This is a genomic window from Streptomyces xylophagus, assembly GCF_000716435.1.
Taxonomy (GTDB): domain Bacteria; phylum Actinomycetota; class Actinomycetes; order Streptomycetales; family Streptomycetaceae; genus Streptomyces; species Streptomyces xylophagus.
The window spans coordinates 127,096-143,496 of the sequence record NZ_JNWO01000018.1; the positions used below are offsets into that span (position 1 = coordinate 127,096).

General features: G+C 71.0%; 12 protein-coding genes. 3 read left to right on the forward strand and 9 right to left on the reverse strand.

From position 1 onward, the window contains the following. Positions 1-17 precede the first annotated feature (17 nt). Positions 18-1,466 (reverse strand): NAD(P)H-quinone dehydrogenase, encoded by a 1,449-nt coding sequence (locus tag OO70_RS34095; protein ID WP_043679923.1) that lies wholly within the window; start codon positions 1,464-1,466, stop codon positions 18-20. 284 nt (positions 1,467-1,750) lie between these two features. Between OO70_RS34095 and OO70_RS34100 the strand changes: the two genes are divergently transcribed. The 3 genes from OO70_RS34100 to OO70_RS34110 all read left to right on the forward strand — a co-directional run bounded on the left by OO70_RS34100 (position 1,751) and on the right by OO70_RS34110 (position 4,924). Beyond that, a complete protein-coding gene (locus OO70_RS34100) occupies positions 1,751-2,188 on the forward strand; it encodes a gamma-glutamylcyclotransferase (protein ID WP_019055782.1) in 438 nt (145 codons plus the stop codon). A 117-nt stretch (positions 2,189-2,305) separates the two neighbouring features. Then, positions 2,306-3,130: a purine-nucleoside phosphorylase gene (locus OO70_RS34105; protein WP_043679925.1), complete on the forward strand. Its 825-nt coding sequence runs from the start codon at positions 2,306-2,308 to the stop codon at positions 3,128-3,130. 159 nt (positions 3,131-3,289) lie between these two features. Then, entirely contained in the window at positions 3,290-4,924 is a 1,635-nt protein-coding gene (locus OO70_RS34110) for a phospho-sugar mutase (RefSeq protein ID WP_043679927.1), read from the forward strand. A 222-nt stretch (positions 4,925-5,146) separates the two neighbouring features. Here the strand turns inward: OO70_RS34110 and OO70_RS54805 are convergent, their stop codons facing one another. From OO70_RS54805 to pstA, 8 genes are all read right to left on the reverse strand, one after another. Further along, positions 5,147-5,875, reverse strand: coding sequence for a sortase family protein (locus OO70_RS54805; protein ID WP_158711550.1), 729 nt, complete (start codon positions 5,873-5,875; stop codon positions 5,147-5,149). Beyond that, complete coding sequence (locus OO70_RS34120; RefSeq protein ID WP_043679929.1) at positions 5,872-6,741, reverse strand: phosphate ABC transporter ATP-binding protein; 870 nt, start codon at positions 6,739-6,741, stop codon at positions 5,872-5,874. The genes OO70_RS54805 and OO70_RS34120 overlap by 4 nt, the downstream gene beginning before the upstream one ends. Positions 6,742-6,786: 45 nt before the next feature. Then, a complete protein-coding gene (locus OO70_RS34125; RefSeq protein WP_051741888.1) occupies positions 6,787-7,749 on the reverse strand; it encodes a sortase in 963 nt (320 codons plus the stop codon). 137 nt (positions 7,750-7,886) lie between these two features. Further along, positions 7,887-9,566, reverse strand: coding sequence for a hypothetical protein (locus OO70_RS34130; RefSeq protein ID WP_158711551.1), 1,680 nt, complete (start codon positions 9,564-9,566; stop codon positions 7,887-7,889). A gap of 98 nt (positions 9,567-9,664) precedes the next feature. After that, the gene (locus OO70_RS34135; RefSeq protein WP_051741890.1) at positions 9,665-10,639 is read right to left on the reverse strand and encodes a substrate-binding domain-containing protein; all 975 of its coding nucleotides are present in this window, start codon (positions 10,637-10,639) and stop codon (positions 9,665-9,667) included. 262 nt (positions 10,640-10,901) lie between these two features. After that, positions 10,902-13,373 carry a hypothetical protein gene (locus OO70_RS34140; protein WP_043679931.1) on the reverse strand — a complete coding sequence of 824 codons (2,472 nt, stop codon included), beginning with the start codon at positions 13,371-13,373 and terminating at the stop codon, positions 10,902-10,904. Then, positions 13,373-15,076 carry a phosphate ABC transporter substrate-binding protein PstS gene (gene pstS / locus OO70_RS34145; RefSeq protein WP_106971814.1) on the reverse strand — a complete coding sequence of 568 codons (1,704 nt, stop codon included), beginning with the start codon at positions 15,074-15,076 and terminating at the stop codon, positions 13,373-13,375. Before pstS ends, OO70_RS34140 begins: the two co-directional genes overlap by 1 nt. After that, positions 15,073-16,347: a phosphate ABC transporter permease PstA gene (gene pstA / locus OO70_RS34150; protein WP_051741892.1), complete on the reverse strand. Its 1,275-nt coding sequence runs from the start codon at positions 16,345-16,347 to the stop codon at positions 15,073-15,075. The genes pstS and pstA overlap by 4 nt, the downstream gene beginning before the upstream one ends. Positions 16,348-16,401 lie beyond the last annotated feature (54 nt).

The following is a 16,401-nucleotide window of genomic DNA, read 5'->3' on the forward strand; positions in this document are numbered from 1 at the left end:
GGGGAGTCGGCGGGGCCTCAGGCTTCGCCCGTCGCCTTCCGTGTGTGCAGCTGCCGGGCCACCTCGGCGATCGAGCCCGAAAGGGACGGGTAGACGGTGAAGGCGTTCGCGATCTGTTCGACCGTCAGATTGTTGTCGACGGCGATCGAGATGGGGTGGATCAGTTCCGAGGCACGGGGCGCGACGACCACACCGCCGACGATGATTCCGGTGCCCGGGCGGCAGAAGATCTTGACGAAGCCGTCGCGGATGCCCTGCATCTTGGCGCGCGGGTTGCGGAGGAGGGGGAGCTTGACGACGCGGGCGTCGATCTTGCCGCCGTCGACGTCGGCCTGGGAGTAGCCGACCGTGGCGATCTCGGGGTCGGTGAAGACGTTCGACGAGACCGTCTTCAGGTTGAGCGGGGCCACCGCGTCGCCGAGGAAGTGGTACATGGCGATACGGCCCTGCATCGCGGCCACCGAGGCGAGCGCGAAGACGCCGGTCACGTCACCGGCCGCGTAGACGCCGGGGGCGGTCGTCCTGGACACCTTGTCGGTCCAGATGTGGCCCGACTCGTGCAGCTTGACGCCCGCCTCCTCCAGGCCCATGCCCTCGGAGTTCGGGATGGCGCCGACGGCCATGAGGCAGTGCGAGCCGGTGATGACGCGGCCGTCGGCGAGGACGACCTCGACCTTGTCGCCGACACGCTTGGCGGACTGGGCGCGGGAGCGGGCCATGACGTTCATGCCGCGGCGCCGGAAGACGTCCTCGAGGACGGCGGCGGCGTCCGGGTCCTCGCCGGGCAGGACGCGGTCGCGGGAGGAGACGAGGGTAACCTTGGAGCCGAGGGCCTGGTAGGCGCCGGCGAACTCGGCACCGGTGACACCCGAGCCGACCACGATCAGCTCGTCGGGGAGTTCGGTGAGGTCGTAGACCTGGGTCCAGTTCAGGATGCGCTCGCCGTCCGGGCGGGCGTCGTCCAGCTCGCGGGGGTGACCGCCGGTCGCGATGAGGACGGCGTCGGCGACGAGCGTCTCCTCGGTGCCGTCGGCCGCCTTCACGATCACCTTGCGGGAACCGTCGATCGCCTGCATGCCGTCGAGCCGGCCCCGACCGCGCATGACACGGGCGCCGGCCCGGGTCACGGACGCGGTGATGTCGTGCGACTGGGCGAGCGCGAGGCGCTTCACACGCCGGTTCACCTTGCCGAGGTCGACCCCGACAACCCTGGCGGCCTGCTCCAGGGGTGGAGTGTCGTCGGCGACGATGATGCCGAGTTCCTCGTACGACGAGTCGAAGGTGGTCATCACCTCGGCCGTCGCGATAAGGGTCTTCGACGGGACGCAGTCGGTCAGCACCGACGCCCCGCCCAGACCGTCGCAGTCGACGACGGTCACCTCCGCGCCGAGCTGCGCTGCCACCAGCGCCGCTTCATAGCCGCCGGGTCCGCCACCGATGATCACGATCCGAGTCACGTACCCCATTGTCCCGCACGCTTCAAGGTGCTTCCGCCCGGGGGCGCGGCCGTGCGTGGTTCGCCTTGCGTCTGGTGTGGGTCGGGGCCGCGCCGGGGGGTGTCCGTCCTCGGAACGGCGCGGAATCGGTCATCTACCAACGTGCTCGTGTTGACGCGCCAACCGCTGCGGGCGGACACCCCCCGACACGGCCCCTTCTCGCCGTACGCGGCCGACTGGCCGCTGGGGTGCGCCGCCGTTCCGACCCCCGGTTACGGGAGTGGCGGGTGGGTTCGCTGCCGTACTCTCGGAGCATGTCGCTCTACGCCGCGTACGCCGGCAATCTCGACGCGCGGCTGATGACCCGCCGCGCCCCGCACTCACCGTTGCGCGCCACGGGCTGGCTGAACGGGTGGCGGCTGACCTTCGGCGGTGAGCACATGGGCTGGGAGGGTGCGCTCGCGACGATCGTGGAGGCCCCGCGCTCCCAGGTCTTCGTCGCGCTGTACGAGATCGCCCCGCCCGACGAGGACTCCATGGACCGCTGGGAGGGCGTCGGCCTCGACGTCTACCGCCGGATGCGGGTCCGCGTGCACACCCTGGAGGGCGAGGAACCCGCCTGGGTGTATGTGCTGAACGGCTACGAGGGGGGACTTCCGTCGGCGCGGTACCTCGGTGAACTGGCCGACGCCGCCGAGTCCGCGGGCGCGCCCCACGACTATGTGATGGAGCTGCGGAAGCGGCCCTGCTGAGCGCTTCCCACACATAACGCCCGTCACCGCTCTCGTTGGAAACGACAAGACAACGATCGCCATCCCGTGAGCTCTGTCATCTACGCGCGTAGGCCCAGACCAGCTACGCTCATCCGCGTGAACGCATCTCTTCTTCCGGACGACATCCAGGGCGACCCCCATGCCGCCGCTGACGCCGCCGCCACGCGCCTGCGCGAACTGACGGGCGCCGAGACCCACGACGTCGCCCTCGTGATGGGCTCCGGCTGGGGACCGGCCGTCGACGCGCTCGGCGTGTCCGAGGCCGACTTCCCCGTCACCGAGCTGCCCGGTTTCCCGCCGCCGGCCGTCGAGGGACACGGGGGCAGGGTCCGCTCGTACAAGATCGGTGACAAGCGCGCGCTGGTCTTCCTCGGCCGTACCCACTACTACGAGGGCCGCGGTGTCGCCGCCGTCGCGCACGGCGTGCGTACGGCCGTCGCCGCCGGCTGCAAGACCATCGTGCTGACCAACGGCTGCGGGGGGCTCCGCGAGGGTATGCGGCCGGGGCAGCCTGTGCTGATCAGCGACCACATCAACCTCACGGCGACCTCCCCGATCGTCGGCGCGAACTTCGTCGACCTGACCGATCTGTACTCGCCTCGGCTGCGCGCCCTGTGCAAGGAGATCGACCCGGCGCTGGAGGAGGGTGTCTACGCGCAGTTCCCCGGGCCGCACTACGAGACTCCGGCCGAGATTCGGATGGCTCGGGTGATCGGGGCGGACCTGGTGGGGATGTCGACGGTGTTGGAGGCCATCGCCGCGCGCGAGGCGGGTGCGGAGGTGCTGGGTATCTCCCTGGTGACGAACCTTGCCGCGGGGATGACGGGTGAGCCGTTGAACCACGAGGAGGTTCTTCAGGCGGGCAGGGACTCCGCTACGCAGATGGGGTCGCTGTTGGCCCAGGTGCTCGGGCGGTTGTAGGCGCCGAACTTCCTTCCCGCCCACCCGCCCGACTCGGTGGGTCGAGAGGTTGAGGTAGAAGCAGGCCGGCTCCGGAGCCGGGAAGCGGACACGACAGGCCGTCTCCGGAGCCGGAACCAAAAAAATCCGACCCATCACCCCACGAAAGGCTGACCGGACGTGCACGACGACGAACTCATCGCACGGGCCAGGACCTGGCTCGGCGAGGATCCCGACGCGGACACGCGTGAGGAGCTCGGCAAGCTCATCGACGCCGGGGACGTCACGGAGCTCGCGGAGCGCTTCCGCGGCACCCTGCAGTTCGGCACCGCCGGTCTCCGGGGCGAACTCGGCGCCGGGCCCATGCGCATGAACCGCTCGGTCGTCATCCGGGCCGCCGCCGGTCTCGCCGCGTACCTCAAGCAGCACGGCGCGACCGACGGAGTCGTCGTCATCGGCTACGACGCCCGGCACAAGTCCGCGGACTTCGCCCGCGACACCGCCGCCGTGATGGTCGGCGCGGGGCTCAAGGCGGCCGTGCTCCCCCACCCCCTCCCCACCCCCGTACTCGCCTTCGCCATAAGGCACTTGGGCGCGGTCGCCGGCGTGGAGGTCACCGCGAGCCACAACCCGCCCCGGGACAACGGTTACAAGGTCTACCTCGGCGACGGCTCCCAGATCGTGCCGCCGGCCGACGCGGAGATCGCCGCCGAGATCGAGGCCGTCGACTCCCTGCACGACGTGGCCCGTCCGGACACCGGCTGGGAAACCCTCGACGACAGCGTCCTGGACGCCTACCTCGCCCGCACGGACGCCGTCCTCGCCCCGGACTCCCCCCGCACCGCCCGCACCGTCTACACGGCGATGCACGGCGTCGGCAAGGACGTGCTGCTGGCCGCGTTCGCCCGGGCCGGCTTCCCCGAGCCGGTGCTCGTCGCCGAACAGGCCGAGCCCGACCCGGACTTCCCGACCGTCGCGTTCCCCAACCCGGAGGAGCCCGGCGCGATGGACCTCGCCTTCGCGCGGGCCCGCGCCACGGACCCCGACCTGATCATCGCCAACGACCCCGACGCCGACCGCTGCGCCGTGGCCGTGAAGGCTGACGGCGACTGGCGGATGCTGCGCGGCGACGAGGTCGGTTCGCTCCTCGCCGCGCACCTCGTGCGGCGCGGCGCCCGGGGCACCTTCGCCGAGTCGATCGTCTCCTCGTCCCTCCTCGGCCGTATCGCCGAGAAGGCGGGTCTGCCCTACGAGGAGACCCTCACCGGCTTCAAGTGGATCGCCCGGGTGGAGGGGCTTCGCTACGGCTATGAGGAAGCCCTCGGCTACTGCGTCGACCCCGACGGCGTGCGCGACAAGGACGGCATCACCGCCGCCCTGCTCATCACCGAGCTGGCGTCCGAGCTGAAGGAGGGGGGGCGCGATCTGCTCGACCTCCTCGACGATCTCGCCGTGGAGCACGGTCTGCACGCCACCGATCAACTGTCGGTGCGGGTCGAGGACTTGGCCGTCATCGCCGATGCCATGCGGCGGTTGCGCGAGCGCCCTCCGACCGCGCTCGCGGGGCTCGCCGTCACCAAGGCCGAGGACCTGACCGAGGGCACGGACAAGCTGCCGCCCACCGACGGCCTGCGCTACACGCTCGACGGTGCCCGCGTCATCGTCCGGCCCAGCGGCACCGAGCCCAAACTGAAGTGCTACCTGGAGGTCGTGGTCCCGGTCGCCGCGCACGCCGATCTTCCGGCGGCCCGTGCGCGGGCGGCCGAGACGCTCGCGACGATCAAGCGGGACCTGTCGGCGGCGGCCGGTATCTGAACGGGCGGGCCAAGGGGCCCTGAGTGATCGGGAGTTGGGCGATTCACCGGGAGTTGGGCTGTCGCATGCTCCCCGGCCGCCCTCTTCCACCACCCTCACCCCATCCTTGAACGGCAGTTCGGATGTACTCCATACCCCCCTTGGGGACATCCGCAGGAAGGCGCCCCGCCAGCCCCCTTTGCACCGGCGGGCCGCCGTCCGCGCTCGGCCCGTGCACGGGGTTCAGTCACGCACCAGGTAACTGAACCCCGTGTCCGGTCCCACGCAGGACTGGAGGGTGAGGTCGCCCCAGTAGAGGCCGGCGGCCGGGACGCCACGGCCCGGGGTGACGTAGTGGGCGTAGACCGTGTATCTCCAGGTGCCGCGCGGGGTGCTGATCGTGACCTTGGTGCCGACGCCGAGGGTGGCGAACCGGTCGAAGCCGCAGTAGTCGTGGCCGACGATCACCACCGTGCGCAGTTCGTAGCCGTCCTCGGTGCCGATGTTGGGGCCCGTCCACTGCACGGCGTTGCGGCAGGCGTCGACCTCCGCCTGGTCGCCCCGGACGACCGTCGAGGACCAGTCGCCGATACGGATCGTGGTGGACGTGGGGCGCCCGGTCGTCGCCGTGTCGGTGGTCGGCGCGGCGGACCGGGTGCGGCGGGGCGGGGCGACGGGTACCGGCCGGGACAGGTCCGGGCCGGGCACCCGGCCGTCCGAGGCGCTCGGAGAGGGACGGGCCGGGGCTGATGCCGGTGCCCGGCGCGGCGGAGCGGCCGGGGAGGCCGTCGGGGCGGTCACGACCGATCGCGGCACCGAAGGCGTGGGAGCAGCAGCCGGAGCGGATCTCGCCGTGGTCGGCGATCCGGCCGCGGTGTGCGTGACCCGCACCCCGGCCCCGCAGCCGGCGAGGAGCAGGACCGCCAGCACGCACACAGCCGCACCCGCATTCGCGCCCGGCCACCGCGTCATCCGAACCGTCCGTTCACGTAGTCCGAAGTCCGTTCGTCCTGGGGCGAGTTGAACATCGCCTGGGTGTCGCCGTGTTCGACGATGACACCCGGGGTGTTCTGCGAGGCGAGGAAGAAGGCGCAGCTGTCCGAGACGCGGGCGGCCTGCTGCATGTTGTGGGTGACGATGACGATGGTCACCTCGGACTTGAGCTCGGCGATGGTCTCCTCGATGCGCCGGGTGGAGGTCGGGTCGAGCGCCGAGCAGGGTTCGTCCATGAGCAGCACCCGGGGTCGTACCGCCAACGACCGTGCGATGCACAGGCGTTGCTGCTGTCCGCCGGAGAGGGCGCCGCCGGGCTGGCGGAGGCGGTCCTTGACCTCCTTCCACAGGCCCGCCTTGATCAGGCACTCCTCGACCAGGTCGTCCTTGCCGTCGCGGCTCGCCCTGATGGCGTTGAGTTTGAGGCCGGCGAGGACGTTGTCGTAGATCGACATGCTGGGGAAGGGGTTCGGTTTCTGGAAGACCATGCCGATCTGGCGGCGGGCGTGGGTGATGCGGCGGCCGCGGTCGTAGATGTCCTCGTCGTCGAGGAGGACCCGGCCGGCCAGTGAGGCGGAGCCGATCAGTTCGTGCATGCGGTTGAGGATGCGCAGGAAGGTCGACTTGCCGCAGCCGGAGGGGCCGATGAGCGCGGTGACCTCGCGGGCGGGCATGGTGAGCGAGACCCGGTCGAGGACCTTGTGGTCGGCGAACCAGGCGGAGACGGAGTCGGCGCGCAGGCTCGCGGGGCCCTGCCCGGTGCTGGCGACGGGCGGCTGGAGGAGCGTGTCGGTGAGGTCGGGGTTCGCGTCCGAAGGGGCGTTCCCGGTGAGGTCGGTGGACATGGTGGTGTGGTCAACTCCCGTACGCGGTCGGGTGGTTCGGGTGGTTCAGAGCAGGTTCGGCAGCAGGGCGACGATCGCTCCGGAGTCGGCGAGGCCCAGGGCCAGCAGCAGGGGGCCCGCGCAGATCCAGGTCTGCCAGCGGCCCCAGACCCGGTGGGCGACCACCGCGAGCAGGGCGGCGAGCAACAGGCCCTGGGACCACAGGAAGACGCGGAGCCAGGCGCCGTCGTCGCCGCCGAGTGCCTCCTCGGAGGCCGCGATCCAGCCGGGGCGCAGTCCGCGCGGCGGGTTGGCCTGCACGGGGGTGATCAGCTTGGCGTCGACCCGCAGCACACCGCTCGGTGTGTAGGGGGCGCCGGTGGCGGTGATCAGGGTGAGCCGGCCCTGTCCCTGGCCGATGGGGGCGGGCAGCGGGTCGCCCGCGCGGCGGATGCCGGTGACCTCGTAGACGGCCTTGGTCTGGCCGGTGGTCAGCTCGACGCGGGCGCCGACGGGCAGGTTGTGCAGGTTGAGGAAGGGGCTGCCGTATCCCCACTGGCGGCCCATGACCACCGAGGTGCCGGCCTGGCCGGGCAGCGGGGTGTCCCGGCGGTGGCCCGGCCCCGACATCAGCACCTCGGAGGTGGTGCCCTCGGCGACGACCTCCTCGATGCCGAGGACGGGAACGCGCAGCAGCGCGACGGGCGCGCCCGGCTTCAACATCCTTCCCTCGTAGTCGCGTTGGCCCACGGGTGCGGTGCCCAGGGCGAGTTCCTTGCGCAGTTCGTCGTAGGCCGTCCGCTGGTCCCGGGCGTGCTGGAGGTGGCCGACGACGGTGAGGTTCGCGGCGAAGCCGAGGAGCACGGCGGCCAGGACGCACAGGACCGCCCCGGCGAGCGCGAGCCCGGGGCGGGCGGGGGGCCGCGGGGTCTCCTGCCGCGGCTGGGTGGTCGGCGGGGGTGGTGGCGGGTCCGGGGGGCCGTCGGTCGGCGCCGACGCGTCGGCCGGGGGCGGGGCGAGCGTGGTCACGGGGTGCGCTCCTCGAAGCGGGACGGTTTCCTTCGTACGACGTCTCTCGTACGACGCCGCTGTGCACGGCGTCTCTCGTACGGCGGTCGGGCGGGTCCGGGGGCGCGTCGGCGTGCGCCCCCGGACCACCCGGGCGGTCAGCGGTGCTGCGGGGTGTCGCCGTTGCCGAAGGTCAGCAGACCCTTGCGGCGCATGTGGAGCACGAGCGCCGAACCGGCGGCGAGGAACGCGAGGGAGGCCAGGCCGATGGCGCCGATCTGGGTGCCGGTGGCCGCCATGGAGCCGGTGCCCGTACCGGTGCCGCTGTCGCCGCCGGTGGTGCCGCCCGTGTCCGAACCGCCGCTGGTGGAACCGTCGGTGGGCGTGGCGCCGGACTCCGTGTCGGACGCGCTGGGCGAGGGCGAGTCGCTGGAGTCGTCGCTGCCGGTCGTGAAGGCGAAGGCGACGCTGTGCCCGTCCGTCTTGTCCTCGGCCAGCGTCAGCGTGTGGTCGCCGTCCGCGATGTCGCTCGGCACGGTGAACGCGTAACTGTCCACGGTTCCGGCGGAGTTGGCCGTGGCGTCCGCGAAGGTCGCGTCGCTGTCGGCGAGGGTGACCTTGACCGTGGCGCTCGCGGTGTAGCCGCGGGCGGTGATCTTCACCTTCTGGCCGGCGTCGAGGGCGGGATTCGTGCCGAGGTCGTTGCCGTCCTCGTCGGTCACCGTGAGGTCGGGGTTCTCGGTGACGGTGGGGCTGGGGCTGGAGGTGGCCGCGTCGGTGCTGACGAACGGCAGGGAGGCGTAGACGCCCGTCTTCTCGGAGAACTGAAGGGCGTGGTCACCGTTGGGCAGTTGGTCGGGCACGGTGAACGCGTAGTCCGCGACGGCCCCGTCGGCGTTCACGGTCACGTCGGGGTAGGTCGCGGTGGAGCCGCTGAGGGTCACGTGGGCGGCGGCCGCCGGAGTGAAGCCCTTGACGGTGACCTTCACCTTCTGGCCGATGGCCAGCGTTGGATTGGCCGCGAGGGCGTTGCCGTCGGCGTCCTTGGCGGAGACGACGTAGCCGATGTCCGCGCTTCCCGTGGCCTCGGCGCCGGAGTAGGCGTCGGCATCGGTGGGAGTGAACACGGCGCTGAACGGCAGGGGGCCGCCGATCGCGGGCGCCTTGAGGGTGAGTTCGGCCGTGCCGTTCGTGGCCTGCGCGGTACCGAGCGAGGTGTCACCGTTCTTGAACTCGACCGATCCGGCTGCCGAGGCGGGCGTCACCGTCGCGGTGAGCTTGAGGTCGCCGCCCACGGAGACACCGAAGGGCGCGCTCACGGCGAGGGTCGTCGCCTGCTGTTCGAGCAGGGTCCAGATGGTGCCCGTGACCCGGATCTTGGCGAGGAAGCGGTCGGCGGTGGCGCTGGTGCCGCAGGTCAGGATCACCGTGTACGTGCCGTCGTAGGGGGCGGAGACCCCCGACGAGGTCAGCACCGACTGCAGGCTCGGCTTGGCCGCGGTCGCCTGGAGGGCCACGGTGAACGGGTCCGCGCCGACACCGGTCTTCGTCGACGACTGGGCGAGCGGCAGGGACGAGGTCGGGGTCGTCGGGTTCACCAGCCGGAGCACGACGGTCTGCGCGGTGGTCGCGTTGCAGCCGGAGCTCGTGGTGACGGACGTGGTCATGGGGATGTCGGCGATGTTCCCCGTGGCCGGGGCGACCGTGAGCTTGCCGAGGTCGGTGGCCGCGCTGGCCCGACCCGAGAAGGCGAGGACCCCGGCCAGCGCGGCGAACAGCAGCGCGCAGCAGGTCAACAGCGCTACCGGTGATCTGAGTTGAGCGAGACGGTGAGTCATGTGGTGGTCCCCCCACGGGGTTCGGGTCGTGGATGAATACGCCGACAGGGCCGGGCACCCCGTGGGTGCCCGGCCGGTGCGCGGCTACTGGACGGTGATCAGCTCTCGCCCTTGAGGGCCGTGCTGCCGCAGTCGCTGCCGAGGGCGCCGAAGCCGTAGGTGGTGATGACGGAGGTGTTCTGGCACACCGCCGAGCCGGTGCCCACGAAGGTGGCCGCGATCAGGGAGTCCGACAGCTTGGCGGTCGGGACGACGTTGTAGACGTTGCGCAGGTAGGGGAAGCTCAGGTTCAGCGTCAGGTCGTCGTTGCGCGCGCCCACTCCGTTGACGGAGCCGAGCACGGCGTCGCCGCGGCGGTCGTCCACGACGAAGCTCTCCTGGGCCGTGTACTGGGCCACCGAGTACGGGAAGATGTCGCCGGCGCTGTCGATCGCCGAGCCGTCGTTCTCCTGGATCGTGGAGTTCGACGTGACGCAGGAGCCGGGGGTCGTCACCCCGATGGAGCTGAGGAAGAAGGCGCGGGTGCCCGACGCCGACTGCGGCAGGATCGGGGTGAGCGTGACCCCGTTGAGCGAGGTCAGGGTGCACTCGTAGATCGCCTTGAGCTGGGCGGTCGTCAGGTTGTCGGGCAGCGCGCTGCCGTCCTGCTTGACCCAGGACACCGCGTCCTTCGCGTACGGGATGAAGGTCAGGTCCGTGGTGGTGGTGTTGTTCGGGCCGCGCGAGGAGCGGGCGAAGTCCACACAGCCGGTGGAGCCGTCGAGGGCGGTGTTGAGGGCCGTGATGCCGGCGCCGGAGCCGTCGGGACGGGCGATCTCACAGCCGGTCGCCTTGGTCTTGACCGTGGTCGTGCCGGTGGCGTTCCAGGAGGCGATGACCTTGCCGCTGGAGTTCGTGATCGCGTCGCCCAGGGCGTTCACGACGTCCTGGGTCGTGTCGGAGCCGACACCGGCGAGCTGACGGTAGTCGGTGGCCGAGCTGGGGTCCGCGTAGGCGGGGGCGGCCAGGGCACCGAGGCCCAGGGCGACCGCACCGACACCGGCACCGATACGCAGGCGGGACTTGACGTTCACTTGGGTTCTCCTCCGTGGAAACGGATCGAGCAAAGGACGTACAAGCGGAAGACGTACAAGCAGAATCCGGATTTCTTTCGCCGCCGGCCCGTCGGCCGGCCACGCAGAACAATTCCGTAGAGTCGCGTCCCGGGGCCACCAATTCCAGCCGGTCATCAGGTTACGACTCCCTTTCCTAAGTGACTCCAAGGGAATTCACTCGGCGGTGTGCGGATTTCCCGGGGCGCTCATTCACCCCGGGAATCCGGATATCTCGAATTGCTCAGCCGCCGGCCGCCTCTCGGCGCGCGGAGAGGCGCAGCATGACCGGGCCCGCGAGGGCGGCCAGGCCGCCGGCGACGAGGACACCGAGGAGCACCCAGCGGACGATCCCGAGCACCTCCGACGGGGTGTAGCCGCCGGACTGGGCCACGTTCTGCTTCGCCGGGTCGGTCCCGGTCGGGGCGGTGGAGGGCCGGGCGGTGTCCGAGGCGTCGGCGGTGGCGCCCGACGTACCGGTGGAACCGGTGCCGGTGACACCGCCGGTGGAGCCGTCCGCGCCGCCGGCCGCCGAGCCGCCGCTGCCGGTGCCGCTCAGGTCGTCGCCGCCTCCGGACGTGCCGCTGGACGACTCGTCGGCGGCCGGTACGCCCTTCTCCAACCGGTCCGCCGCCTCCTTCGCCTGTGTACGCAGCGCCGTGGGCAACGGGGCGTATCCGTACGGGAGTTGGCCCTTCGCGGTGCCCTGGATCTGGCCGTCGCCGGCCGCGTAGCGCATCACCTTGGCGTAGTCGAGCCGGGCGTCCTTCGCCTGGTCGAGGGAGGCGGCCGCGTAGACCACGGCGGTCAGCGGATAGGCGCCGTCCTTCATCGTGCCGGGGTCGGGCGCCTTGACGCCGGCCACGTCCGAGTCGGGCATCTCTGCGACCGCCTTGAGCAGCGACGCGTCGGTCGGCTCGACGTACTGCCCGGCGGCGTTCGGGAGGGCGGCGGCGCCCAGCAGGTAGCGCACCGCGGACGCGTTGTCGACCAGGCCGAACTGGCGCTGGTTCGTCGGGATCGGCCGGCCCAGCGGGGTCAGTTTCGGCACGTTGTCGCTGAGCGCGCACTGATAGGCGGTGCCGATGTCACCACGGCGTACCTTCAGTGCCCCGTCGTGCATGTCGTTGACATAGGGGACCACGTCCATCCCGGTGTAGGTGATGGTGGTGGTGTTGCCGCCCCCGCAGTCGGTCGTCGTGGGCGTGATATCCGTCTTGGGGAAGAAGTCCAGGGAATTCGAGATCACCCCGTCCGCGTACGCGGGGTTGACCTTCATTCCCCAGGGATCCGCTTTCCCTGCGATGAACTCCCGCGCGTCGGTGTTCGCCAGAATGTATTTCCACACCAGGCGGGCGGAGTCGGTGTTGGCCTGGGTCACGGCCAGGCCCAGGGGGGCGTTGCCGGCCGCCTGGCCCGCGAGACCGGGATTGAGCGCGAGGAACTCGGGGTCCTTGACGAGGGAGTCCGGGTTGCCTGCGACGCCGTCGGGCACCTTGTCGCCCGGCTTGACCAGGCTGAGGGGGTAGGACTGGGTGAGCACCTTGGCCAGCAGTCTCTGGTTGAGTCTGAGCTGCGTCAGCGGCCGGCTGCCGCCCGTCGCGTCGTACATCCAGACGAAGCCGATCGTCAGCCCGGTGACCGCGACCGGCGCGTGCACCACCTGGGGCGCCCCGTCGACCGGCTCGACGGGATCCACCGTCATGGCGAGCCCCGCCTCCGAGTCGCCCGAGGTCACGGCGTCCCGCGCCTGCTGCTCGCCGGACTGGGTGTAGTTGAACCGGTAGGTCCCGGTCCTGCACAGCGCGCTCTGCCACGAGGTGACGACGTCGGTGGCCAGTTCGGAACCCATGATTCCGCGCTCGGGTTTGTCCGCGTCGCAGTTGTCCGTGACCGGCGCGAAGCCGAGCCGGAACACGATGCGCTGGTCCCAGTTCGACCGGCTGAGCGAGGAGGCGACCTGGCTGCCCCCGCTGTGTGTCTGCCCGTTGGGGTCGTGGACGCCGTGGGGCACCACCACCAGCCAGCACGGCTGGACCTGGCCGGCCGAGGTGGTGCGGGCGCCGCAGCCCAACGCGGGTTGTTCCACGGCGGACTTCAGCTCGAACGACATGTCGCCGCCGCCGTCCCCGTCGTTCGGCATGAACGGGACGGCGTTGGTGTCCCCGTCGGTGAAGTACGTGGTGTCCGTGCTGCTGCCGGTCGCGTCCCCCTGCCCCTCGACCGGCCGGAACGGGACGTAGTGGCTGCCGTTGCCGTCGACGGGTGTCGAGGAGTCGGTCTCCAGCGGGTCGCCGGCCGAGATGCCGCCCTGGAACACGGCCCGGCCGTCCCCCTTCTGCCCGCCCGCCGCCAGCCCGAACTCGCACTGCGTACGGTCGGGACCGGATGCCGCGTCCCCCCAGCACTGCATGACCGAAAGGAAGTTCGTCTCGCCGTTGGTGGACGGCTCCCCGCCCGTCCAGGTCACCCGCACGCCCTGTCCGGTCAGGTCCTTCGTCTGGTGCACGGTGACCTCGAGCTTCGAGAAGTCGTCGCCGTACACCCCCTTCGCCCCGCTCTCGGTCACCGCGGAACTCTCGGTGGTCGCGGCCTGTGCCCGGTCCGCTCCCCGGGGCAGCGGCAGCACCGCGAGCGCCAGGGCGGACACCAGGCAGCCCACGCCCGCGGCCGTCCGCCGCCGGCCGACCGACACCCGTACCGTCAGGCGTCTCATCAGAACTCCCTCCTGCGGCGCGAACGGGCCGCCAGCGTCCGCGCGGTGAGCGGTGGTCCGACGACCACCGCGAGCAGCAGTACGGCCGACAGCGCCATCAGGGCGCCGCGCATCCCGAGGCCGTTGTCGGAGGCGAGGGCCACGGGGTTGGCGACGACCGACGTGTCGCCGGTGCCGGTACCGGTCCCGTCGCCGCTGACGACCTCACCGGTGTCGGGGTCGATCGACGCCCCGGAGGTGCCGCCGGCCGCGGCGCTCGCGGTGGCGTCGGGCGTGCCGTCGCCGTTCGTGTCCGTGCCGCCGGTGCCGCCCGTGGCGGAGGAACCGCCCGAAGTCGAGCCGCCGGACGACGAGTTGGAGCCGCCCGAGGTACTACCGCCGTTGGCGGCGGGCTTCACCGGGGTGTCGGTGCCCGCCGCGCCGGCCGTGCCGGTGGTGCACTGCGTCGACCCCTTCTTGTCGCAGGCCTTGGGGTAAGGGGCGTTCTTGATCAGGGTGTTGACGCCGCCGGAGAAGGTGGGGTTGCGGCAGTCGTTGATGTTGATGGTGCTCGTGGGCGCGCCCGGCACCCGGCGGATCTGCTCGAAGCCCGCCTCTACGAGGTTCTTCGGCAGCGGCGAGTAGCCCAGGTCGTCCGCCTGCTGCTGCCCGTCGCACAGGAAGTAACGGGCGAACGTGCCAAGCGAGTTGCCCTTGGCCGTGGTGAAGCCCGCCTCCACCTTCGTCGGCAGGATCATGTAGCTGTAGCTGGAGAGCGGGTAGGTGCGGGCGTCCGCGTTGGTGTAGACCCCGTCGAGGATCTGCGTCAGGTAGTTCGAGGACTGCTTGTTCTGGTTGATCTCGGCCTTGGTCAGGGCCACCGCCACGCTCGCCGCGGTCGGCTCGACGTAGTAGTTGTCCTTGTTGAGCACCTTGGCCACCGGGAAGCCGGTGTTCTTGGCGTAGGAGTACTCGACGTAGGTGATCGCGCCCTCGCCGGAGGGCTGGCGGACATGGCCGGAGACGCCGAGCGAGCCCGACTTGGAGACCATCGTGGAACCGCTGAGCAGCGGGTAGAACGAGGTCATGCCGCAGTTGCCGCTGCCGCGCCCGGTGCGGGAGCAGTAGTCGCTCCACAGGGCGGGGTACTGCTTGGACATCCAGGTGGTGAACTGCGCGCTGGTGCCCGAGCCGTCGGAGCGGACGACCGGGACGATCGCGCGGGCCGGCATGGTCAGACCCGGGTTGTCGGCGGCGATCGCGGGGTCGTTCCAGCGTGTGATCTTGCCGGTGAAGATCTTGGTGAGTACGTCCCCGGACAGGCGCAGGTTGGTGACCATCTTGCCGTTGATCTTGAGGTTGTACATGAACGCCGTACCGCCGGCCACGATCGGCATGTAGGCGTAGCCGCGGCTCGGCGGGACCTCGGTGACGCCCTGCTCCTCGAGGCCGTAGGGGATCTCGGAGACCGCGAAGTCGACGGTGTTGTTCTTGAACTGCTGGCGGCCCTGCGAGGAGCCGTTGGCCGAGAAGTTCACCGTCATGCCGTAGTTGGCCTTGACGTTGCGGACCCACTGCTGGACCGCGTTGGAGGACCAGGTCGAACCGGAGCCGGTGATCTTCGCGTAGGAGGCGGCCGCTGCGGACGGCGGTTGGGCTGCGAGGACAGCGCACAGCAGTGACAGCACGGTGGCCGCCAGACGGAGACGAGTGGCGGGTTTCACGACGAACTCCCGTTGTCGGTAAGGGCGTTGGGGCTCGGGCTCGACGGAGGGGTGGCGGCGGAGGCGGCCGGGCGCCCGGCGAAGCGACGCGCGTCACGCTGGGACGCGAGGACGCGCCGGTGTTCCTGACGGCGCGTCAATTGGCCCGGTCCACGGCCGCCGATAATGCGCGCGGCCACGAACAGCAGCAGCACGAGCGTCATCAGCAGGGCCGCCGTCCCGAAACCGCGCGAAATCATGTTCGGCTCGGGCGACTTGACGAACTCGAAGGTGACCAGGGGCAGCGAGACCATCGGGTCGTGCAGCGGATTGAGGTTGAGGTCGTTGGTGTAGCCCGAGGTCAGCAGCACCGGGGAGGTCTCGCCGATGCCGCGCGCGGTGCCGAGGATCACGGCGGTGGTCAGGCCCGAGCGGCAGGTCGGCAGGACGACGTGCCACACCGTGCGCCAACGGCTGGTCCCCATCGCGTAGCTGGCCTCGCGCAGGGTGCCGGGCACCAGCCGGATGACGACGTCGGCGGCCCGGATGATGATCGGCAGCATCATCACCGAGAGCGCGAGTCCGGCGGCGAGCCCGGACTGGCCCAGACCGAGGCCCAGGATCACGGTGGCGTAGATGAACAGGCCTGCGACGATCGACGGCAGCGCGGTCATCGCCTCGACGATGGTGCGCACGAACCGGGCGTATCCGCCGGGCACTTCGGTGAGGAACACCGCGCAGATCAGTCCGGCCGGCACGGTGATCAGCAGCGCGATGGTGATCATGATGAGGGTGCCGATCGCCGCGTGCATCGCCCCGCCCACACTGAGCGGCTCCAGCGGTCCCGCCAGGTGCATGTCCTGGGTGAAGAAGTTCAGGTGCGTCAGCGCCTTGCGGCCCTCGACGAGCGCGTACACGACGACGAACGCGAGGATCACGACCAGCAGCACGCCCATCGACCGGACGACCGCCGCCGCGATGCGGTCGACGACGGCGGGCCCGTCCTCGTCGAAGGAGACCAGCAGGGCGTAGATCAGCAGGAAGAGGCCGTAGGCCAGAACGACGAAGCCGACCGCGCCGTTGAAGGGGAGCAGCCAGGCGAACAGCAGCCAGGTCAGCGACAGCGCGGAGGCGGCGGCGCCGACGACGGCGTACAGGTCGGTGGCGCGCAGCCGGGTCAGGGCGCGGCGGCGCTCTCCGCCCGGCACGGCGGCGCGCGAGAGGCCCGGCAGCGTGGTGCGCGGGCGGCCGGTCGCCTGACGCGCGCCGGGCGCTTCAGGGGCAACGGTCATGGTCGCTCATTCCTGTATGGCGCAAGGGGCTGCGGGCGCCGGGGAGTTGGCATG

Coding starts and splice junctions, on each gene's coding strand:
- OO70_RS34095 (WP_043679923.1), bottom strand. CDS start 1,466: ATGGGGTACGTGACTCGGATCGTGATCATCGGTGGCGGACCCGGCGGC.
- OO70_RS54805 (WP_158711550.1), bottom strand. CDS start 5,875: ATGACGCGGTGGCCGGGCGCGAATGCGGGTGCGGCTGTGTGCGTGCTG.
- OO70_RS34100 (WP_019055782.1), top strand. CDS start 1,751: ATGTCGCTCTACGCCGCGTACGCCGGCAATCTCGACGCGCGGCTGATG.
- pstA (WP_051741892.1), bottom strand. CDS start 16,347: ATGACCGTTGCCCCTGAAGCGCCCGGCGCGCGTCAGGCGACCGGCCGC.
- OO70_RS34120 (WP_043679929.1), bottom strand. CDS start 6,741: ATGTCCACCGACCTCACCGGGAACGCCCCTTCGGACGCGAACCCCGAC.
- OO70_RS34140 (WP_043679931.1), bottom strand. CDS start 13,373: ATGAGACGCCTGACGGTACGGGTGTCGGTCGGCCGGCGGCGGACGGCC.
- OO70_RS34130 (WP_158711551.1), bottom strand. CDS start 9,566: ATGACTCACCGTCTCGCTCAACTCAGATCACCGGTAGCGCTGTTGACC.